The sequence below is a fragment of the Catellatospora sp. NPDC049609 genome, assembly GCF_040675365.1.
In the GTDB taxonomy this organism is placed as follows: Bacteria; Actinomycetota; Actinomycetes; order Mycobacteriales; family Micromonosporaceae; genus Catellatospora.
In genome coordinates, this window is record NZ_JBFAOU010000150.1 from 1 (window position 1) to 20425 (window position 20425).

The 20425-nt window shown below is 74.8% G+C and carries 22 protein-coding genes; 4 read left to right on the top strand and 18 right to left on the bottom strand.

Features of this window, described 5'->3' with window-relative positions:
- Positions 1-257: 257 nt before the first annotated feature.
- The 16 genes from yidC to AB0J67_RS30450 form a co-directional block, all read right to left on the bottom strand.
- On the bottom strand, positions 258-1013 hold the full coding sequence (gene yidC, locus AB0J67_RS30375; RefSeq protein ID WP_363487242.1) for a membrane protein insertase YidC: 756 nt from the start codon (positions 1011-1013) through the stop codon (positions 258-260).
- Positions 1014-1130: 117 nt separating this feature from the next.
- Positions 1131-1436 carry a DUF6412 domain-containing protein gene (locus AB0J67_RS30380; protein ID WP_363487244.1) on the bottom strand — a complete coding sequence of 102 codons (306 nt, stop codon included), beginning with the start codon at positions 1434-1436 and terminating at the stop codon, positions 1131-1133.
- A 194-nt stretch (positions 1437-1630) separates the two neighbouring features.
- Positions 1631-2395 carry a putative protein N(5)-glutamine methyltransferase gene (locus AB0J67_RS30385; protein WP_363487246.1) on the bottom strand — a complete coding sequence of 255 codons (765 nt, stop codon included), beginning with the start codon at positions 2393-2395 and terminating at the stop codon, positions 1631-1633.
- Between the two features lie 36 nt (positions 2396-2431).
- Complete coding sequence (locus AB0J67_RS30390) at positions 2432-3229, bottom strand: hypothetical protein (protein ID WP_363487248.1); 798 nt, start codon at positions 3227-3229, stop codon at positions 2432-2434.
- A gap of 450 nt (positions 3230-3679) precedes the next feature.
- Positions 3680-5941 carry a LysM peptidoglycan-binding domain-containing protein gene (locus AB0J67_RS30395; RefSeq protein WP_363487250.1) on the bottom strand — a complete coding sequence of 754 codons (2262 nt, stop codon included), beginning with the start codon at positions 5939-5941 and terminating at the stop codon, positions 3680-3682.
- 39 nt (positions 5942-5980) lie between these two features.
- The gene (locus tag AB0J67_RS30400) at positions 5981-6391 is read right to left on the bottom strand and encodes a hypothetical protein (RefSeq protein ID WP_363487252.1); all 411 of its coding nucleotides are present in this window, start codon (positions 6389-6391) and stop codon (positions 5981-5983) included.
- Positions 6388-6807 carry a TadE/TadG family type IV pilus assembly protein gene (locus AB0J67_RS30405; RefSeq protein WP_363487284.1) on the bottom strand — a complete coding sequence of 140 codons (420 nt, stop codon included), beginning with the start codon at positions 6805-6807 and terminating at the stop codon, positions 6388-6390. Before AB0J67_RS30405 ends, AB0J67_RS30400 begins: the two co-directional genes overlap by 4 nt.
- A gap of 5 nt (positions 6808-6812) precedes the next feature.
- On the bottom strand, positions 6813-7232 hold the full coding sequence (locus tag AB0J67_RS30410) for a TadE/TadG family type IV pilus assembly protein (protein WP_363487254.1): 420 nt from the start codon (positions 7230-7232) through the stop codon (positions 6813-6815).
- Between the two features lie 9 nt (positions 7233-7241).
- Positions 7242-7439 carry a hypothetical protein gene (locus AB0J67_RS30415; protein WP_363487256.1) on the bottom strand — a complete coding sequence of 66 codons (198 nt, stop codon included), beginning with the start codon at positions 7437-7439 and terminating at the stop codon, positions 7242-7244.
- Between the two features lie 12 nt (positions 7440-7451).
- On the bottom strand, positions 7452-8330 hold the full coding sequence (locus tag AB0J67_RS30420) for a type II secretion system F family protein (RefSeq protein WP_363487286.1): 879 nt from the start codon (positions 8328-8330) through the stop codon (positions 7452-7454).
- A gap of 17 nt (positions 8331-8347) precedes the next feature.
- Positions 8348-9265: a type II secretion system F family protein gene (locus AB0J67_RS30425; RefSeq protein WP_363487258.1), complete on the bottom strand. Its 918-nt coding sequence runs from the start codon at positions 9263-9265 to the stop codon at positions 8348-8350.
- Positions 9262-10758 carry an ATPase, T2SS/T4P/T4SS family gene (locus tag AB0J67_RS30430; RefSeq protein WP_363487261.1) on the bottom strand — a complete coding sequence of 499 codons (1497 nt, stop codon included), beginning with the start codon at positions 10756-10758 and terminating at the stop codon, positions 9262-9264. The genes AB0J67_RS30425 and AB0J67_RS30430 overlap by 4 nt, the downstream gene beginning before the upstream one ends.
- Positions 10755-11549, bottom strand: coding sequence for a ParA family protein (locus tag AB0J67_RS30435; protein WP_363487263.1), 795 nt, complete (start codon positions 11547-11549; stop codon positions 10755-10757). Before AB0J67_RS30435 ends, AB0J67_RS30430 begins: the two co-directional genes overlap by 4 nt.
- A gap of 10 nt (positions 11550-11559) precedes the next feature.
- Positions 11560-12231: an SAF domain-containing protein gene (locus AB0J67_RS30440; RefSeq protein WP_363487265.1), complete on the bottom strand. Its 672-nt coding sequence runs from the start codon at positions 12229-12231 to the stop codon at positions 11560-11562.
- 64 nt (positions 12232-12295) lie between these two features.
- Complete coding sequence (locus AB0J67_RS30445) at positions 12296-13228, bottom strand: hypothetical protein (protein ID WP_363487267.1); 933 nt, start codon at positions 13226-13228, stop codon at positions 12296-12298.
- Complete coding sequence (locus tag AB0J67_RS30450; RefSeq protein WP_363487270.1) at positions 13222-13815, bottom strand: hypothetical protein; 594 nt, start codon at positions 13813-13815, stop codon at positions 13222-13224. Before AB0J67_RS30450 ends, AB0J67_RS30445 begins: the two co-directional genes overlap by 7 nt.
- Before the next feature lie 377 nt (positions 13816-14192).
- On the opposite strand from AB0J67_RS30450, the gene AB0J67_RS30455 reads away from it, so the two are divergent.
- Entirely contained in the window at positions 14193-15395 is a 1203-nt protein-coding gene (locus AB0J67_RS30455) for a cytochrome P450 (protein ID WP_363487272.1), read from the top strand.
- 148 nt (positions 15396-15543) lie between these two features.
- Here the strand turns inward: AB0J67_RS30455 and AB0J67_RS30460 are convergent, their stop codons facing one another.
- Together AB0J67_RS30460 and AB0J67_RS30465 are read right to left on the bottom strand one after the other, a co-directional pair.
- The gene (locus AB0J67_RS30460) at positions 15544-15744 is read right to left on the bottom strand and encodes a hypothetical protein (RefSeq protein ID WP_363487274.1); all 201 of its coding nucleotides are present in this window, start codon (positions 15742-15744) and stop codon (positions 15544-15546) included.
- A gap of 195 nt (positions 15745-15939) precedes the next feature.
- Positions 15940-16200, bottom strand: coding sequence for a Prokaryotic metallothionein (locus AB0J67_RS30465; protein ID WP_363487276.1), 261 nt, complete (start codon positions 16198-16200; stop codon positions 15940-15942).
- Between the two features lie 170 nt (positions 16201-16370).
- Here AB0J67_RS30465 and AB0J67_RS30470 point away from each other — a divergent pair, with 170 nt between their 5' ends.
- The 3 genes from AB0J67_RS30470 (at position 16371) to AB0J67_RS30480 (ending at position 20369) form a co-directional block, all read left to right on the top strand.
- Positions 16371-17576: a sensor histidine kinase gene (locus tag AB0J67_RS30470; protein WP_363487278.1), complete on the top strand. Its 1206-nt coding sequence runs from the start codon at positions 16371-16373 to the stop codon at positions 17574-17576.
- On the top strand, positions 17573-18226 hold the full coding sequence (locus tag AB0J67_RS30475) for a response regulator transcription factor (RefSeq protein ID WP_363487280.1): 654 nt from the start codon (positions 17573-17575) through the stop codon (positions 18224-18226). The genes AB0J67_RS30470 and AB0J67_RS30475 overlap by 4 nt, the downstream gene beginning before the upstream one ends.
- Before the next feature lie 88 nt (positions 18227-18314).
- A complete protein-coding gene (locus AB0J67_RS30480) occupies positions 18315-20369 on the top strand; it encodes an MMPL family transporter (protein WP_363487282.1) in 2055 nt (684 codons plus the stop codon).
- The last annotated feature ends 56 nt before the right edge of the window (positions 20370-20425 follow it).

Sequence of the window (20425 nt, forward strand, 5' to 3'; positions counted from 1 at the left end):
CCGGCCGCCGCGACCGCGCCGACGGCTCCCGCCGCGACTCCCGCTCCTGCGCCGCGAGCTGCTCGACGGTCGCGGGCAGGATCGTGGTGTGGTCGTCCTCGTTCAGCCGGTGCCTACTCACGATGTGGGACGCTACCGAGGTTGGGCCCTCGCCCGCGATCGGCTGACCGACCGAACCCGGGTGGCAGCTTGCTGCCACCCGGTTCGGGGCGGACGGCGGTCTCCGCCGGGGCGGCTGCGGTCTCCGCCGGGGCGGCTCAGGCCGGTGCCGGGTCCGCCGAGCCGGTGGCCACCGGTGCGCCGGGCTGCGGCCGGACCGGCATGCCCCGGCGCAGCAGGGTGTTCTCGGCCAGCGTCCAGGCCGACGAGACGACCAGGTAGAGCACCGCCGCGAGCGGCAGGATCACCGCGCTGACCAGAATGAAGTACGGCAGCACGCGGGGCAGCGCCGCGAGCACGCCGGTCAGCGGCTGCTCCTGCATGGCCGCCAGCCGGACGGCCCGCCGCGACGTGCCCCAGGCCAGCGCGGCCAGCGCCGCGACCAGCGCGCCGAACACCACCAGGTGCGGCGTCCAGCCGCCCGCCGGGGCGAGCAGGTGCGCGCTCAGCGGCACCCCGCCCAGGGCGCTGTCCAGCAGCGTGTTCGGCCGGCCGGCCACGGTGGGGCTGACGAACAGGTGGTAGGTCAGCAGGAACACCGGCGCCTGCAGCAGCATCGGCAGCATGCCGGCCAGTGACGAGACCCCCGCCTCGCGGTGGAGCTCGGTATACGCCTGCGCGAGCGCCGTCGCGTCGGTGCCGTGCTCCTTGCGCAGCGCGGCGAGCCGGGGCGCCAGCGCGGCACGTGCCCGCTCCCCGCGCACCGCGGCGCGGGTCAGCGGGTGCACCAGCAGCCGCACGAGCAGCGTGACGACGACCACGGCGGCGGCCGCGCCGCCCAGCGGAGCGAGCAGATCGGACAGCCGTATGACGGCGGTGTGAACGGGACCTGTCAGAAGTGAGAAGTCGAACATGGCAATCCCTCTGGCGGAGACGGTGGTCCGGCCGGGCGGCACGGCGGCGCGACGCGCCACCGGTGGCGCCGGCACGGGAGGACGAGAACCGTTCGGCCGGCCCCGGCGTACGCCGGATCAGCAGGCCAGAGGGGTGCGCGAGGGTGCTCGGGGGCGGGGGCGGCCCGCCGCGTCGGGGTCACGCTGGCGCAGCACGCCGGTGCGCCGGGACAGCTCGCGCAGCGCGAGGTCGAGCCCGGCCCGCCCGGACGGCAGCGAGCCGACGCCGTACGCCGCGGCGACGGCGAGCGTGGTGACGAGCAGCAGCACCGCCGCACCGGCGAGCATGCCGCCGAGGCCGGGCTGCTCCGCCGCGGCCACCCCGGTGCAGAGCACGGCCAGCCACAGGGTCAGGGCCCAGCGGGACGCGGCGACGGTCGGCACGCGCCAACCCTACCCACCCCCGACAACCCACCCCCTCCAAGATCGCCAACCCGGCCCGGCACCCACTCGCCCCGTCCAAGATCGCCCGACTTGCCTGGCACCTGTGCGTATCTTGAGCGCGCATACGCCCATCTGCCTGGCAAGTCGGGCGATCTTGGGGGGCGGCGCGGGGCTGATCCGGCGGGGCGGGGTGGTCAGGGGCGTTCGCCGAGGACGGCCACCGCGCCGCGGTCGTCGTCGCGGGCGAGGCTCGGGGTCAGGCCGGCGGCGGTGAACAGGGCACAGGCCGTGCCGGCCTGCTCGTCACTGGTCTCCAGCAGCAGCCTGCCGCGCGGGGCGAGCCAGTCACCCGCACCGGCGAGCACGCGGCGGGCGAGGTCGAGGCCGTCGGCGCCGCCGTCCAGGGCGACCGCCGGCTCGTGCAGCCGCGCCTCCGGCGGCATCATGCCGATCTCCGCCGTGGGTACGTACGGGACGTTGACCACCAGCACGTCGATCCGGCCGCGCAGGCCCGGCGGCAGCGGCGCGTAGAGGTCGCCCTCGTACACCCGGCCGCCGCGCGGCTCGACGTTGCGGCGGGCGCAGCGCACCGCCGCCGGGTCGATGTCGGCCGCGTGCACCTCGACGCCGTCGCTTTCGGCCAGTACGGCCGCCACCGCGCCCGAGCCGCAGCACAGGTCGAGCACCACCGCGCCCGGCCGCAGAAACCGCGCGGCCTGCTCGACCAGCAGCTCGGTGCGCCGGCGCGGCACGAACACGCCCGGGTCGACCGCGATGCGCCGCCCGCAGAACTCGGCGAACCCGACGACGTGCTCCAGCGGCAGCCCGGCGACCCGCCGCGCCACCAGCTCGTCCAGCCGCAGACCGTCGGCAACCGACAGCAGCAGGTCGGCCTCGTCCTCGGCGAACACGCAGCCCGCCGCCCGCAGCCGCGCCACGACGTCAGCCCGTACCCGCATCCGCACCTCCCCGACCCGGAACCCTAGCGCGGCCGGCTAGGCCCGCCGGACGACGATGCGGTCGATCGCGGGCGCCGGGCCGTCGGGGTTGCCGAAGGTCACGGCGTTGGCACCGGCCCGCAGCCGTACGCTGACCGACCGGCTCGCGCAGCAGTCGGCTCCCCCGGCGACGCCCGCCGTGACCGCGCCGCCGCCCGCGACGGTGACCACGACCCGGTCCGCCCGCGGGCCGACCAGCTGCGCGTAGTAGAAGGTCAGCGTGTAGGTGCCCGCCTCGGGCACGGTCACCGCGTTGAACCGCAGCCCGCCGTCCTTCTTCGCGCCCGCGCCGTTGCCGATGTTGCGCACCGCCCGGCCGCCGGAGGCACCCGAGAGGCTGACGACGGCGGCCTGGCCCAGCAGCGTGTTGCCCGAGGCCTCGGCCTCGTAGGCGACCGGCCCGAACGCGGCCGGCGAGGCGGCGGCCGATGGACTGACCGAGGGGCTGGGCGCCGGAGCCGAGGCGGCGGGGGTCGTCACGGCGGACGCGGACGCGGCCGGAGCGCCGGTCGCCGTCGCCGTGACGTCACCGCCCGCGAAGACGCCGGGATCACGGGCCTGCGACCCGTCCGACGACGACAACCAGGCGATGCCGGCCGCCACCACGACCGCCGCGGCGAGCACCGTGGCCACGGCGGCAGGCGGCACCCGCCGACGGCCGGCGGGTCGGTCGACCCGGCGGCGGCCGTGGTAGACCGTGCCCGGCTCGTCGACGACCGGCTCGGGTTCGGCGGCGTCCGCACCAGGCTCGCCGCCGGGACCGACCGTCGCGGGCAGCGGATCGAAGGCGGACACGGCCGGGCTTGGCCTGTCGACGGTCTCGACCCCGCCGGTCCTCTCCGCGTGCCTGGCACCGCGCGGTTCGTCCCCGTCGTCGGTTAGCCCACCGACCTCGCCGGGCTCACCCGAGGCAGCGGCCGCGGCCGGAGCCGCAGTCGTGGGCAGAGCCTCGGACGTGGGCGAAGCCGCGGGTGCGGGCGGAGCCTCGGACGTGGGCGAAGCCGCGGGCGCGGGCGGAGCCGCAGACTGCCCGACTGGTCCGCCGGGGTGCGACGGGTCGTCCGGGTGGGCCGTGCCCTGGCCGGGAATCCAGCCCCCGACGCGCAACCGTCCGCCGGCCCGCTCGTCGGCCGTCATGATCCCCCCTTGAGCTGCGTGGACACCGCGCAGCGGCATACGACGACCAGACCATAGTCAGCCGCTCGCGCGCCGGTCCACCGGGGGACGGAGAACCGACAGGCACGGTCAGCGCAGCCGGTGGCGCGCCCCACTGCCCGCCTGGGCCGGCACCCGGGCGGCGGCCTGCGCAGCGGCCTGCGCAGCGACGTGGGCGGCGAGCGCGTCGCTGGTCAGGTCGCAGGCGGTGATGTCGGTGACGGCCAGCCAGGACATGTGCACCCCGCCGTCGGACCCGATCGTCGCCGACCACCTGGTGCTGGTCGGGTGCGTCGCGACCACCGCGACGCCGACCCGGCCGAGATCGGCCAGCAGCGCGTCGAGGTCGCGCAGCTGCTCGGTGTGCTCGCCCCAGGGGTCGGCGACGAACAGCAGCTGGATGCCCCAGGCGTCGCCGGTGACGTTGTTGACGCGGGCGGTGGGCATGTCGGCGGTCTGCGAGTCGTGCAGCACCGCAGCGTTGGCGGCGGCCCGGCGGCTGATCCGGGCCAGCGCGTCGCTGACCGAGGAGCTGGCCCGCACCCGGTCGCTGAGCGAGCCCAGCGCGCGCAGGTCGCCGCCGCTCAGCCCCGCCACCGTGACCGCCGCGCCGTCGGCCCAGCTGGCCGTGGCCGCCTCCGCGGCGAGGTAGCGCAGCAGGTCGTCGCAGCGCTGCGGGTCACCGCAGAGGGTGAGCAGGCCGGTGCGCTCGCCGTCGACGAACAGCTCGCCGCCCTGCGGCCAGGTGCCGATCTTCAGCAGGCCGGGCAGCAGCGACGGGGTCTCGACCCGGTCGGGCAGCCAGGCGGACCCGGACAGCGACCAGGTGTTGGGCCATTGCACGTCGAACGGCTCCGGCGGGTCGGCACACGGTGCGGCCAGGATGATCGCGAGGTCGCCGCCGTGCTCCCAGGCCGCGGCGATGTCGGGCATCTCCCACGGCGCCCGGCCGCGCAGGCCCGCGGTCAGCTGGCGCAGCCCGGCGTCCAGCCGCTCGGCGGCGCGGTGGCGCGGCGGCCGGGCCGGGCCCACCGGCGTACGCAGCCCGCCGACGCCGCGCCGGCGGCCCACCCGCAACCGGTGCAGGCGGCGGATGCGGCGGCGCACCACGAGGTGGCCCGCCAGGACGGTGGCCAGCGCGAGACCGGCGCCCGCGGCGAGCACCTTGGTCTGCCCGGTGCCGGGGTCGGTCTCGTCCATCGGGATCGGATGCGGCCGGTCGGCGGCCTGCGGCACCACCACGCCGGGGGGCGTGGCCACCCCGGACGGCGACGCGGCGGGGGTCGACGGCGCGGGCGTGGCCGAGGGCGCGACCGCGGAAGGGCTCGGCGCGGGCTGTTGCGGGGCCGGGGTCTGCGGCACGGGGGTCTGCGGTGCCGGGGTTTCCGGGTTGTCCGGCACCGGCACGGCGGGCAGCAGCAGCCGGCCCGTGGCGTGGCGGATGGCGCCGCGGTCGTGGGCGTCGGCGGGCAGCACGATGCGCCAGCCCGGCTCGATGTGGTCCGGGTTCTTGATGAGCTTCGGGTTGAGCGCGGCGAGCTGGGTGTAGCGGTCGAAGTCGCCGGTGAACCGCTCCGCGATGCAGCCGAGGTAGTCGCCCTTCTTGACCACGTACACCGGGCGCTCCACCAGCAGGCGCGTCGGGGCGGGGGCCTGCTGCACGGCCAGGGCGGTCGCCTGCGGCACGGGCGCGCCGCCGACCGCGGCGTACGGCACCGCGGCCGCGAACCCCGGCGCGACGGGGGCGGCCCAGGCTGAGGGCACCTGCCCGGCCGGCGCGGCGGTCAGCTGCCCGGCCGGCGCCGCCCACGCGGCGGGGAGCTGCTCGGCGGGACCGGCCCAGGCGGACGATGCCCGCTCGGCGGGGGCGGCCCACGCGGCGGGCAGCGGCGCGGTGGCCGGGGCGGTGGCGACCGGCGCGGTGGCGATGGCCCGCAGCGGGGCGGGTGCGGGCAGTGCCGCGGTCGCCACGCTGGTCCCGGCGAACACCGCGATCAACCCGCCCACCAGGACCGCCGCGACCCGCTGCTGGAGGCCGAGGCCGGGCAGCCGGACCGCTCGGCGGCCGCGCATGCGCGCGAACAGCTCCACCAGGATGCTGAGCGTGAGCGTCGCCCAGGCCAGCCACCCGGCGCACGCCAGCGCCCGCAGGAACAGGTCGCCGTTGTCGGGCGAGGTCAGCAGCGTGCCGAGCTCGTCGAGCGACGGCACCCGGGCGGGCAGCGGGTTGCCCGCGAGTTCGAGCAGCAGGACGGGCACGCCCGCCACGACCGCCACGATGCCCGCCAGCGAGGCCAGCGCGGTGAGCAGGCGCAGCGTCCAGTGAGGCCGGGTACGCCGGACTGTGGTCATGGTTCCGCCCTTCTGTGTTGCTGCTCGGCCTCGGTCAGGTCAACCGACGAGGAGGGTCGCGGTCGCCTGGCCGGTGGCGTCCCAGACGGGACCGCCCATGAAGGCCAGGCGGGAGGGGTTCTCGTACTTGATCGTGGCGACGACGGTGACCTGCTGGCCGTCCGGCGACACCGTGACGGTGCCGGTCGCGCCCACGGTGGTCAGGTATGCCCGGGCGGCGGCCTCGGCCAGCGCCGGGTCGATCACCTTCCGGCCGCCCTGGATCGCGCTGCCGGGTGCGATGGCCTGCCCCGCGGTGCGGGCCGCCTCCGCGGCGATGTTGTCCGCGCGCTGGTACGCCCGGACCCGCCCGCCGCCGACGATGACCAGGCCGAGCATCGCGATCCAGGCCGGCGCGATGATCGCCATGAAGATGGTCACCTTGCCGCGGTCGTCCCTGATCCTCATCACGTGCGGCTCCGGTAGGTGTCGAGCGGGCTGGTGAACTCGGAGGTGAGCCGGGCGCTGCCCGGCATGCCCGGCAGCGCGATGTCGGCGAACTCCGCGTCGCAGGTCAGCCGGACGGTGACGGTGGCCGGCTGGCCCACCGGCACGGCGAAGCCGCGGGTGTCCACGGTGACGGTCAGCGTGCGGCAGGTAATGCCCTCGGACGCGAAGGAGGCGGCCGCGGCGTCCCGGCCGCGCGCGCCCGCGTCGGTGGCGGTGCGGGCCAGGCTCGCGGTGCGGGCGGCGTTGTACGCGGCGGCCTCGGTGGCCTGCCGGGCCATGCTGAAGCGCCCCGCGATGATGACGCCGACGAAGAAGACCAGCACGACGGGGACCAGGATCGCCAGCTCGATGCTGGCCGACCCCCGGTCGCGCGGCATGATCGTCACGGGATGAACCTCTCCACGGGCCCGCGGGCGCTCTGCTCCACCTCGAAACTGACCAGCGGCAGGATGCTCGTCGCCCGGCCGGTGACGGTCACGGTGACGCTGTCGGCGGCGGTGCGCACGTTCACCTCCGGGTCCTCCAGCCCCACCCCGACCCGGTCGAGGAAGTCGCGGGCGTTGGCCTCACCGGCGCCGGGCGCGCTGCCGTACTCGCGGGCGGCGTTGGCGCCCTGCGTCGCCGCGCCCAGCGCGATCGAGCGGGCGTAGAACACCAGCGCCGCCTGGACCACGAGGAACGTGAAGATGAGCAGCGGCAGCGCGATGATCGCCATCTCGATGGTGCCGGCTCCGCGGTCGGGCGCACGGCGCGCCGCCAGCCGGCCCGGGGAGGGCCGGCCGGCGGTCGCGGTCGTGTCCATGGCCGCCGCCTACGGCATCGAGTCGGGGATCAGGTCGACCCAGTTCTGACCGACGATGAGGATCAGGCCGCCGATGGTGATGGCCGCCGCGGCCATCATCGCGATCATGACGACGTGCGGGATCGGGCCCTCACCGCGGTCACGGATCGCCGGGTCGGCGAGCACCCGCAGCCGCACGGCCACCGCCGCATAAGCCTTCAACAACATGGCATCTCCTCTCTAGTTCTGACTGAACAGGCTCGTCATCAGGGGATATCCGACGAGCACGAGCAAGATCAAAATCATCATCGTGGACGGGATGTCCAGCTTGGAGGTGCGGGTCTTCGCCGCCTCCAGCGCGGCCACGCGGATCTGGTCGCGCAGCGACGCCGCCTGCGCCCGCAGCGTCTGGTACACCTGCGCGCCGTCGTTGCCCGCGCTGCGCATGATGTCGGCGAAGCCGGTCAGCTCCACCACGCCGATCCGGTCCGCCAGCGCCTTGAGCTCGTCCCACGGCGGGCGCATCTGCAACTGCGCGGTGAGCAGCGAGGTCCGCAGCCGGGTGTACGGCCAGCCGTCGCAGATGCTCGCCGAGCGCTCCATCGCCTCCACCGCGCCGTGCCCGGAGCGCACCTGGTGCGCGGTGAGCGTGGCGTACGTGCACAGCGCCCGCACGAACTCCTTGCGCGCCTGCCGGGCCCGCGCGCGCATGTCGTAGTGCGCCAGCGCCCCGGCGCCCAGCGCGAACAGCAGCGTGGCCACCAGCGGCACGCTGACCGGCAGGGTGACCCCGGCGACCAGCGCGAACACCGTCGCCAGCACCGGCAGCGCCAGCCCCATCAGCGCCGACAGGGTCACGCTCAGCACGTGGCCCTGCGGCGTACGGTCCAGGATGGCCAGATCCGTCGCGGGCAGGCTCAGCCGCGCGTACCAGTCCCCGGTCACCCGCACCGGCGGCGCGGCCCGGTGCTCGGCGGCCGGGTGGTCCACGGCCAGCGTCGGATGCAGCCGCCGCAGCGCCGGGCCCAGCGCCGGGGTCGCCGGCACGAACGCGGTGACCAGCAGGTACAGCCCCAGCCCGGCGGTCGCGCCGCCGGCGACGGCCAGCGCGAGCCACATGTTCCCGGCGACCACGGTCACGACGCCACCGCCCCGGCCCGCTCCGGCGCGCGGCGCTGCCGCCGCTGCGTGCTCAGCAGCCGCGGCAGCCGGTCCGGCAGCGTCAGCCCGCGGATCCACAGCATCAGGAAGACGTAGAACACCGCGAGCACGGCCAGGATCACCTGGCCCAGCGGGGTGCGGTACGGCGCGGCGTACCCCGCGTTGAGCGCGCCGAAGGCGAGCAGCGCGACCGTGGTGCCGGTCAGGAAGCGCACCGTGAACCGGGCCGACGAGCGCTCGCTGTCCACCGTGGCCCGCGCCACGATCTCCTCGGCCAGGCCGTTGGCGATGTCGAGCAGCGCGTGGTAGAGCCCCTCGCCGCCGTCGGCCGACTGCATGATCAGCGGCGCGACCACCTCGTCGCTGCTGTGGTCGCCGATGTCGTCGGCGAACGCGCGCAGCGCCGTCTCCAGGTCGGTGCCCGCCTGCAGCCGGGCGGCCAGCGTGCGCACCTCCAGCGAGAGCAGCGGCGGCGCGGTCCGCGCGGTGGCCACGATCGCCGCCTGCAGGCCGATGCCGTTGCGCACGTAGTCGCCGACCCGCCGGGTCCACGCCTCCAGCGCGCCCAGCCGGGCCAGCGCCCGCTTCTCCGCCGTCGCCGCCGAGAACAGCCAGGGCACGCCGGGAATGGCCAGCCCCACGATGATCCCGCCCACCGGCCAGCCGGTGACCAGCCAGGCCGCCGCACCGGCGCACAGCGCGACGATCAGCACACCCTGGCGGGTGCGCCGCTGCCGCAGGGTGCGCCCCTGGCCTTGCCACAGCCGCCGCAGCGACGCCCGCAGCGCCGACGGGGGCCCCGCCGGCTTGGTGGTGCCGACGGCGAACAGGACCGCCAGCGCGATCCCGCTGCCCGCCGCGAGCACGGCGAACGCCGCCAGAATCTGGATCATGACCGCACCCGCATGGTGTGCAGCTCGCGCATCCACGAGCCCCGGTTATGCGGCCCGGCCTCGATGTACGGCACCAGCTCGCGCGGGTCGTAGCCGACGTCCATCAGGTCGTCGCGGATGCGCTCGGGCAGGTGGCGGGGCACCGCGCGGCCGTCCGGGCCGGGGCCGAACACGGTCGTCGTGACGACCCGGCCGTCGCGCATGCCGCCGACCTCGATGACGTGCGACACGAAGCGGTGCTCGCCGCCGCCGATGGCCCGCTCGTCGACCACGGCGGTGTAGACGATCAGGTCGATGCCCTGCGACGCCATCCGCAGCGCCTGCTCGGCGCCGATGTCGTTGCCGTACGAGCAGGCCAGCTGCACGATCGAGTCCATCACCTCGCGCGCCTGCCGGGAGTGGATGGTGCACATCGCACCCCGGCTCACCGTCATCGCGCGCAGCATCGGCACGATCTCCCGGCCGCGCGTCTCGCCGACGATCACCCGGCGCACGCCCAGCCGCTGCGTGATCGGCATCATGTCGTGCAGGGTCTTCTCGCCGCGGCGCTTGCCGCCGGCGTCGTACTCGCCGTGCCCCTGCAGCGCCTCCAGGCTGATCACCCAGTTCTCGGCGCCGGGGTGCACCGACTCGTGCAGGCCCAGCTCGCGCGACTCCTCCAGGGTGATGTACGGCTCGCCGGGCGGGATGGTGCGGGCCAGCGCCCGCAGCAGCGTGGTCTTGCCCGACGCGGCCAGGCCGGCGACCATGATGTTCGCCCCGGCCTCCAGCGCCTTGGTCAGGAACCGGTAGAGCAGCAGGTCGATCATGCCCCAGCGGTCCCGCAGCTCCTCCAGCGTCGCCGCGAACAGGCTGTGCTTGCGGATGTAGACCACCGGGCGCGGCGACACCTTGTAGAGCACCGTCATCCGGGAGCCGTCGGGCAGCTGCATGTCCAGCTCCGGGTTGGACTCCGACAGCTGGCGCTCGGTGGCCGCCACCCGCATCGCCAGCACCTGCAGCATGCCGATCAGCTCGTCGTCGGAGTCGGCGACCGGCTCGCCCCGGCTGCGGCTGCCGTCGGCGTGGTGCAGCAGCACCTGGTCGCAGCCGATGATGTGCACGTTGGTGATCTGCGGGTCGTCCAGCAGGCGCTGCAGCCGCCCGGCCCCGAACATGCCGGCCACCACCGCGTCGAGCAGCGCCTGCTCCACCGCCGGGCTCACCGGCTGGCCCGCGTGCGCCATCGCGACCACGTAGTCGGCGATGACCTCGCGGCCGATCCGGGCGGCGGTCTCGCGGCGGTGCGCGGCGGTGACGTTGGCCGAGTCGGCGAGCAGCCGGGTCAGCGTCTCGGTGACCCGGCCCTGGAGCTGGCGTACCACCGTGTAGTCGACCGGCGCGGCGGTGGCGTGGGCGCCCGGTGGCGCCGGGTAGGCCACCCGGGCGGTCCCGTTGACCCGCGGCACGGCCGCGACCTCGGGCGGGATCGGCACGAAGCGCGGCGCCGTCATGACGTCACCGGCAGCGGCTCGGTGTCGCGCCGCGACAGCGCGCCGGCCACGCTGCGGGCCGCGATCAGCTCGGTGATCGTGTCGTACGCGGCCGCGCCGTGGCGCATCAGCGGCGCGCGCCGCCGCCCCCGCCCGTCGCCGCACAGGGCCGCGGCGGTCTGCGGATCCCACGGCAGGGTGGCCGCCACCGGCGTGCCCAGGTGCCGGGCCACCTCCCGGGCCGGGATGCCGCCGCCGACCAGCAGCAGGCCGACGCTCTGCTCGACGAAGCCCGGCGGCAGCTGGCGGCGCAGCGCGGACAGCGCCGAGACCGCCGGCGACACCGTACGCAGCGAGTGCGGCCGCACCGCCAGCAGCACCAGGTCCGCCTGGGACAGCAGCGACCACGGCGGGTGCGCCGCGGCCAGCCGCCCGCAGTCGGCCAGCACGGTCCGGCTGGTCATCCGGGAGAAGAACTCGCCCAGCGCGGTCCAGGCCATGTTCAGCGAGGCGCTCTGCGCCGGTTCGGTGAGGCCGGGCAGCGCCATCCGCTGCTGGCACGGCGCGTCAAGGTCGATGAGGTTGCCGGTGAGGTCGGCGTCGGCGGTGCCGCGCAGCGCCGAGGAGGCCAGCGGCAGCACGCCGCGGTCCGGCGGCAGCTCGTAGCGGGCCAGGTAGCCGGCCAGCAGGTCGCCGCCGGCCGGGTCGCACTCGGCCAGCAGCACCGGCGCCGGCCAGGTCAGGGTGAACGCCAGCGCGGCGGTGGACACGCCGGGCGAGCCCTTCGCGGAGATCATCGCGATCAGCGTCATCGCGGCCCGCTCACGAGCCGTCGAGGGAGAGCACGACGCGGTCGTCGGCGGCGAGCGCGGCCACGGTCGGCGCGTCGGCCGTGGCGACCTCCACGTCGATCACCGTCTGGCCGGACCGGGTGCCGGGCGAGATGTCGATGATCGTCGCGGTGATGGTGCGCGGCGGGACGAGATCGGGGCCCTGCACCTCCTTGTCCTCGACGCCCTTCTTGGGCACCACCACGAGCAGCACCTTGGCGCCGACGGTCAGCCGCGACGCCGAGGGCATGCGGTCCTCCCCCAGCGCCAGGCCGATGAGCTGGTGGCCGGGTGCCGGCACGGCCGTGTCGGTGACCTGGTCCCGGGTGATCAGGGTGCCCGGCACCAGCGCCATCACCGCCCGCTTGCCGATCACGTCGCCGGAGTCGCGGGCCGCGATCGGCCGCAGCCCGACGGCCTCGTTCACCCGCACCACCACCAGGTCGGCGCGGGTGATCTCGGCGCCCTTGCCCACCGGGCGCGCCACGGCGAGGAAGTCGTGCGTGCTGCCGATGCGCTGGGCGACGTACGCCGCGGTGAGCGCGCCGACGATGATGAGCAGCACGGCGAGCGCGCCCTGGGCGATCGAACGGCGGCGGGGCGCGTTGCGCGGGACCGCGATCGGGGCGGCGGGCAGCGCCCGCGGGGGTGCCGAGGTGGTCATGGGTTCTCCTGCCTGCGATCGCCGGCGGCCGGAGCGGCCGCCATGAGCTGCGCGCTGCGCGCGGTCATGAATTCACCACCTGCATCTCGTCGATGCGCAGGTAGACCGGGCCGCTCTGGCGCAGCCGCAGCAGCACGCCGGACTGGCCGCCGCCGGACCAGGTCACCCGCCACAGCGTCGCGCCGCTGACGGCGTACTTGCCGCCGGGCTTGTCGCGGGAGGGCTGGGTGTAGCGGTGGCCGCACGACGAGGCGCGGTTGCCGTATTCGGGCCGGTACGCCGTGCCGGGCGACCGGCACACGACGGTGCGGCCGTCGCCCATGCTCCAGCGGATCTCCACGGCGCGGGCGGTCGCGGTCACCGACAGGCCGGGCACCGACACCGTGCGCGAGACCGGGCCCCAGGTCTGCGCCGTGCGCGGCGTCCACATCCACACCGGCAGGCCGACCAGCCCGGCGCCGGACGCGGCGGGCGCGGTCCTGATGTCGGGACCGGTGATGGGCAGCTGGGTGATGGCCCGCGCGGCGAGCTCCATCGCCGACGGCATCCCGCCGTATCCCGGCGGCGGGCTGGTCAGGTACCGCGTGGTGCCCTGCTGCCAGCCCGCGGACAGGCCGCCCCAGCACCACACCGCGTACATGAAGCCCTCGCCCGGATCGTTGCCGCCCCAGACGGGATCGTCCTCGGCGAGCGAGAGCCGGTTGTAGTAGCAGCTGTTCACATGGTTGAACCAGCCCATGCCGGGGCGGTAGCAGTCGATCACGCCGAGGTGCTCGTGCTCGCACGTCCCGCTGCCGCCACCGCCGCCACCCCCGCCGCCGCCACCGCCGCCTCCCCCGCCGCCGGTGACCACGACGATGCAGGGGCCGTTGTTGGGCGGGCAGTAGATGTAGTCGGCGTGCGCCGTGCCCGGCGCGACGACCAGCGTCAGGGTCAGCGTCAGCGCGGCCGTGGCGAGGCCGCCGAGCAGGCGGGTCGCCCCGCGCCGGGTCAGCATGACGCCGCCCGGTCGGTGTGCGAGTCCACCCAGCGCCAGACGCCGTCGGGGTAGAGCCCGGCCCGCAGCGTCACCGGGTAGCGGTGGTTCTGGCCGGGCGCGGCCACGGACTTGCGGGTCTTGCGGTCGATGGTGTCCACGCCGGCGTCATCCACACAGGCCTCCAGGACGATCGAGGTGGCGCTGACCGAGACCACCCGGCGCAGCGTGAGTGTGGGCTGTCCGGTGCGGACCAGCCCCTGCTCGGCCATGAGGTCGAGATCGCGTTCGAGCAGCGCCATGTAGCGACCGGCGGCGTACGGGTACATCGGGCGGCGGGTGGCGTCGTCGTCCCAGTCGTACCGCCCGGTCTGCCCGGCCTTGAGGTAGATGCTGTTGAGCTTGAGGAAGGCGGTCCAGGCGGCGTCCACGGTGCGCTGCTCGTCGGCGCTGAGGGACGGGCCCGGCGACGGCCGGCCGACCGCGGGGCGGCTCGGCGCCGCCTGCGGCTCGGGCACCTCGGCGGAGCAGCCCAGCAGGGCGGCGGGCAGGGCCGCCGCCAGCGCGACGGCGACGGTCGACCGCCCTCTTCGGACATACGGAATCATGCGCCCCCCTCGTCCCCGACGAGCCTCGCTGAGCCCTTTCACCTGCCTGAAGTCGTTGCTGCTCAAGCGCTCCCCCGCGCCAGACGGCCGATCGTACGACGAAATCCGCCGATATAACAAGGGGTGATCAATGACCACACGGACAGTATTTGATAACGACTCCTCCATTTACCCCTCACGATCATCCGTTTTGGATCGCCCCCGCGGCGCATCGGAAGATCCCTGAACAACGCCATTGATCCATCGATCGACACAAATAGGAATCTCGATGGATCGGCGCCATGAATGCGGCGTCCGGGCAGAAAAGCGAAACCCGGCAAATCGCCATTAACCGCGCTAAGATGGCAAAGTTATCGACCCAGGGAGTGATCGCCGTGGTGACGACAAGCAGGGCCACCGGATTCGCCGAGCAGACCGCGCGGCTGGACGACGTGCTGGACTGGTTCCGGCGCATGCGGGAGGCCGATCCGGTCAGCTGGGACGAGCACTACGGCGCCTACCACGTCTTCCGGTACGCCGACATCGAGAAGGTGCTGTCCGACCCGGCCGTGTTCTCCTCCGACCTGACCGGGCTGGTCCCGAAGCAGGAGGAGATCGAGCTGTTCAGCCGGGGCAACTTCGTGCGCATGGACCCGCCCCGGCACACCAAGATGCGCCGCATCGTGAGCAAGGCGTTCACCCCCCGCGTCGTCGCCGAGCTGGCGCCGCGCATCGCCGGCATCACCAACCGCCTGCTCGACGAGATCGCCGGCGAACCCCGGTTCGACCTGGTGCGGGAGCTGGCGTACCCGCTGCCGGTCACCGTGATCGCGGAGCTGATCGGGGTGCCCGCGTCCGACCGCGACCGCTTCCGCCGCTGGGCCGACTCGCTGCTCGACGCGCAGGTGCCGGACACCGTCATCCCCGACGAGAAGATGATGCAGCAGGCCGGCGCCCGGCTCCGCGACATGATCGACTACCTGCTGGCGCACATCCGCGAGCGCCGCGCCCGGCCCGCCGACGACCTGACCAACGCCCTCATCCTGGCCGAGGTCGACGGCGAGCGGCTGACCGACGAGGAGATCGTGGGCTTCCTCGGGGTGCTGCTCATCGCCGGGCACATCACCACCACGACGCTGCTCACCAACACCGTGCTCTGCCTGGACGAGCACCCGGCCGCCGCGGCGGAGCTGCGCGGCGACCCGGGCCGCATCCCGGCCGCACTGGAGGAGGTGCTGCGCTACCGCTCGCCGTTCCCCCGGCTGGCCCGGCTCACCACCGCCGACACCACGATCGCGCAGCGGCTGGTGCCGGCGGGCAAGGTGATCATGCTCTGGCTGGCCTCGGGCAACCGCGACGGGGCGCAGTTCGTCGAGCCCGACACCTTCGACATCGGCCGCAGCCCCAACCCGCACCTGAGCTTCGGCCACGGCATCCACTTCTGCATCGGCGCGCCGCTGGCCCGCCTGGAGGGCCGGATCGCCATGGAGATCCTGCTCCGCCGGACCACGGACCTGCGGGTCGACGACGGCGTGCAGTACTACGACCCGCGCATCATGACCGGGGCCAAGGTGCTCCCGCTGCGCGCGCAGTGGGCGTGACCATCCCGCGCCCCGCCGAAAGCCCTGCTCCATAGCGAACGCCGCCTCGGACGGCGCCCGGTCTGCCAGGCGTGTCCCAGGCGGCGTCGCCGTGGGGTGGGGATGGGGTGGTGGGGATGGGGTGGGGTGGGATGGGTGCGGGTGAAGGTCAGTGCGCGGGGGACGCGTACATCTCGTTCACGACGGTGAGCACGTCGGCGATGGACGTGCGGGCGCGGGTGGCGATGTGCTCGACCGGGGCGTTGCTGGCGAACGCCTCGCGGATGGCCGAGCGCAGCGAGCCGTGGTCGTGGCCGGCGGCGAGGGCCTGGTCGATCAGGCACAGCGCGTGGTCCGCGGTGACGTACATGCTCATCTCCCTGCTACGGCTCGTCGGTGGGGCCACCTCGTCGTGGTGAGATCTACGATCCGGCACGCGCGCGGCCGAAACATCCGCCACCTCGCGGTAGCGTGCGCCCGATTACGTCCTGATATGCGATAAGAGCGCCTTTTCTGCCGATTTTCCGGCTCGAAAAGGCGCTCCTCACGCGGCGGGCAGAGCCGCTCAACCCGGGTGTACGCCGACCGCGTCGCGGATCTTGAAACCCTCCCGCGCGTCGGCGGAGCGGGCGCAGTGCGCGCAGCAGTAGAAGTGCCCGGACACCTCCACCCCGTGTCCGATGATCTTCGTGGCGCAGTGCTCGCAGACCGGCGCCAGCATGTTCACCGCGCACTCGAACGAGTCGAACACGTGCACCGCCCCACCCGCCGTGTGCACCTCGAACGACAGCCAGTAGTCGTTCTTGCAGACCTCACATGTCCCCATGTCAACACCTCCCATCCGGCCATGCTCGTTCCCAGTCTCGGATGCCGACCGCCCCGTTAGCGGCAAAACGACCTATTTGCCCTGGCAGCGCACTCGCCCGCGCGTACGCAGGATCGCGTACGCCGCCGCGTGGATGCGGCCGGGCGGGCCGGGTCCGTACCCTCGCAGCTGTGCACCTGCTCCACCGGCTGTCCGCCCGCCCCCGGCTCTACGACGCGGTCCTCGCGCTGGTCGTCGGGGTGCTCGTCGTCGCCGGCTCCGTGCCGACCCAGAGCGAGCAGCCCGAGCGGCTGCACCTGGACGCCGCCGCCTTCGCCCTGCTGGCCACCGGCGCGCTCGCGCTGGCGGTACGCCGCCGGTGGCCGGAGCTGTCCTGCCTGGTCACCTTCTCCGTGGTCGTCGTGTTCATCAGCGCCGGCTACCCCTACGGCCCGATCTTCGCGTACGTGATGTTCGCCGTGTACGCGCTGGCCGCCTGGCGGGGCTCGCACCGGTCCGTGCCGGTGACAGCGGTGATGATCGCCTTCTACCTGGGCCTGAGCGCCTGGGTCGAGAAGGAGCCCGACGGGCTCTTCTTCAACCTGGTCACCACCTCGTTCTGGCTGGCCACCCCGCTGGTCACCGGGATCGCGGTGCGGCTGCGGCGCGAGGGCCTGGAGCAGGCGCAGATCGAGGAGCGCCGCCGCCACGCGTACGAGGAGCGCCTGCGCATGGCGCAGGAGGTGCACGACGTGGTCGGGCACAGCCTCGCCGTGATCAGCATGAACGCCGGCGCCGCCCTGCACGTGCTGAGCCGCCGCCCCGCCGCGCCCCAGGTCGAGGAGTCGCTGCGGGCGATCCGGCAGACCAGCACCGCCGCCCTCGACGAGCTGCGGCTCGCGCTGTCCACGTTCACCGGCGCGGTCGCCGCCCCCGACCGGCCCGCCGCCGGGCTCGCCCTGCTGCCCGATCTGGTCGCCGTCACCGGCTCGGACCGGCTCGCGGTCGCCCTGGCCGTCGACGGCCCCGCCCGGCCCGTGCCGCACGCGGTCGACCTGGCCGGCTACCGCATCGCCCAGGAGGCGCTGACCAACGTGCTGCGCCACGCCGGTGCGCGCCGCGCGACGGTCGAGCTGGCGTACCGCCCGGACGGCATCGAGCTGACCGTCACCGACGACGGCCGCGGCGGCGCGCCGCAGCCCGGCGGCTCCGGCCTGGACAGCATGCGCGAGCGCGCCCGTGCCCTGGCCGGCACGCTCGACGCGGGCCCGCTGCCCGGCGGCGGCTTCCGGGTCCGCGCCGTGCTCCCCTGCGGCGAGCCGCCCGAACCGGCCCCCGCCACAACCGCCGTGAGCGCCCCCGCCGCCGGGAACGCCCTCGGCGCGGTGCCCGCGTGATCCGGGTCGCGCTCGCCGACGACCAGGCCCTGCTGCGCCTGGCCATGCGGACGCTCATCGACTGCGAACCCGACCTGGAGCTGGTCGGCGAGGCCGAGGACGGCGCCGCGGCGCTCGACCTGGTGGCCGACCGGCGGCCGGACGTGCTGCTGCTCGACATCCGCATGCCGCGGCTGGACGGGCTGGAGGTGCTGCGCCGCCTCGACGGCCCCACCCGCGTGATCGTGCTGACCACGTTCGAGCTCGACGAGTACGTCTTCGAGGCGCTGCGGGCGGGCGCCTCCGGCTTCCTCACCAAGGACGCCGAGCCCGCCGAGCTGCTGCGCGCGATCCGGGTGGTGGCGGCGGGCGACTCGCTGCTGTCGCCCGCGGTCACCCGCCGGGTGATCGAGCGGTTCGGCGCGGTGCCCGGCGCGGCGCCGCCGCTGCGCGTACACCCCGATCTGCACCTGCTCACCGAGCGGGAGCGGGAGATCGTGGGCTGGGTCGCCACCGGCCTGTCCAACGACGAGATCGCCGCCGGGCTGGTGGTCAGCCCCGCCACGGTGCGCACCCACGTCAGCCGCGCCCTGATCAAGCTCGGCGCCCGCGACCGCGCCCAGCTCGTCGTCATCGCCTACCAGTCCGCCCTCCCCCTCCCCCGTACGTAGGGACGGATACGCGCGGACGCTGACGCGCGCGACGGGCGGGGGCGGCGAACCTGTGCGGGCCCCCATGACCCGAACAGGAAGGGCCACCATGTCCACCGCCTGGCAGCGGATCTCCACCGCGCCCGCAGGTCGCCGCACCGCCTGGTCCGTGCTGACCGGCTGGCTGCTCATCGCCGTCTCCGCCGTCATGTTCACCCAGCTCGGCGACGTGGAGACCAACGACGTCAGCTCGTGGCTGCCCGCCGCCGCCGAGTCCACCCGCGCGCTCGACCTGGCCGCCGCCGAGTTCCCCGCCGACGAGCCCGACCGGCTGCTGCTGGTGTACGCCCGCGACGGCGGCCTGACCGCAGCCGACCGCGAAGCCGCCGACGCCGACGCCACCGCGCTGGCCGGGCTGGCCGCCGGCACGATCCCGCCGCCGATCCCGTCCGACGACGGGGCGGCGCTGCTGGTCGCCGTGCCGCTGAGCCCAGCGCAGGCCGCCGAGGACGCCGTCGGGCCGGTGCTGGACCGGGTGCGCGCGGTCCAGGCCGAGGGCCTGCCCGGCGGGCTGGCGGCGTGGGTGACCGGCGGCCCGGCCGCCGGGGCCGACTTCGACGCCGCGTTCGACTCGCTGGACACCACGCTGCTGGCCGTCACCGTCGGCGTGGTTGCGCTCCTGCTGCTGCTCACCTACCGCAGCCCGGTGCTGCTGCTGATCCCGCTGGTCACCGTCGGCATCGCGAGCCGCCTCGCCGAGGCGCTGGTGTACCTCGGCGCGAAGCACCTGGGCCTGGTCGTCAACGGCGCCAGCGCGGGCATCCTCACCGTGCTGGTGTTCGGCGCGGGCACCGACTACGCGCTGCTGCTGATCTCCCGCTACCGCGAGGAGCTGACCCGGCACGCCGACCACCGCCACGCCATGCGCCTGGCGCTGCGGCACAGCCTGCCCGCGATCATCGCCTCGGCCGCCACCGTCATCCTGGCCCTGCTGACGCTGCTCGCCGCCGGTCTCAACTCGACCCGCGGCCTGGGCCCGGTCGCCGCGCTCGGCATCGCCTCCGCGCTGCTCGCGATGACCACCCTGCTGCCCGCGCTGCTGGTCACCTTTGGCCGCCGCGTGTTCTGGCCGCTCATCCCGGCCGTACGCGCCGACGGCTCCCCCGCCCGCGGCCCCGGGCTGTGGGCCCGCACCGCCGGGTTCGTCGCCTGCCACCCCCGCCCGATCTGGATGGTGACCGCGCTGGCCCTGGCCGCGCTCAGCCTAGGCACGACCACGCTCACCGTCGGCGTCCACCAGAGCGAGTCGTTCACCAGCAAGCCCGACTCGGTACGCGGCTTCGAGGCGCTCGCCGAGCACTACCCCGCGGGCTCCGGCGACCCCACCGAGCTGTACACCAGCACCCTGCGCGCGGACGAGGTCGCCGCCGCGGTCCGCGGCCTGCCCGGCGTCGCCGAGGTCGGGCAGGCCGAGCCGTCGGTCGCGGGCGGGTGGACCCGGCTGCGGATCGTGCTGGCCGATCCGCCCTCCAGCGACGGGGCCGAGCAGACCGTGCTGCGGCTGCGCGACACGGCCCAGGACGTCGACCCCGGCGCCCTGGTCGGCGGTGCGACGGCGCAGGAGCTCGACCAGAACACCACCATGGACGCCGACCTGCGCCTGATCATCCCGCTGATCCTGGTCGTGGTGCTCGGCGTGCTGGTCGTGCTGCTGCGCGCGCTCGTCGCGCCGTTGCTGCTGCTGGCCAGCGTGCTGCTGTCGTTCGGCGCCGCGCTGGGCGCGTCGGCGCTGGTGTACCACGCGATCGGCTTCCCCGCGATCGACCGATCCGTGCTGCTGCACGGCTTCCTGTTCCTGGTCGCGCTGGGCGTGGACTACACCATCTTCCTGATGACCCGCGCCCGCGAGGAGTCGGCCGCGCTCGGGCACGGCGCCGGCATGTCCCGCGCGCTGGCCGTCACCGGCGGCGTCATCACCAGCGCCGGGGTGGTGCTGGCCGCGACGTTCGCGGTCCTGTCCCTGATGCCGATCGTCTTCATGATGCAGCTCGGCATCCTCGTCGGCCTCGGCGTGCTGCTCGACACCTTCGTCGTCCGGTCCCTGCTGGTCCCGGCACTCGTCCACCACGTCGGCCCACGCTCCTGGTGGCCCACCCGCCTCTGAGACACCGGGGCCAGGGGGGGCGACTCCCCCCCGCCCCCCCGGCCAGCCCAAAACCC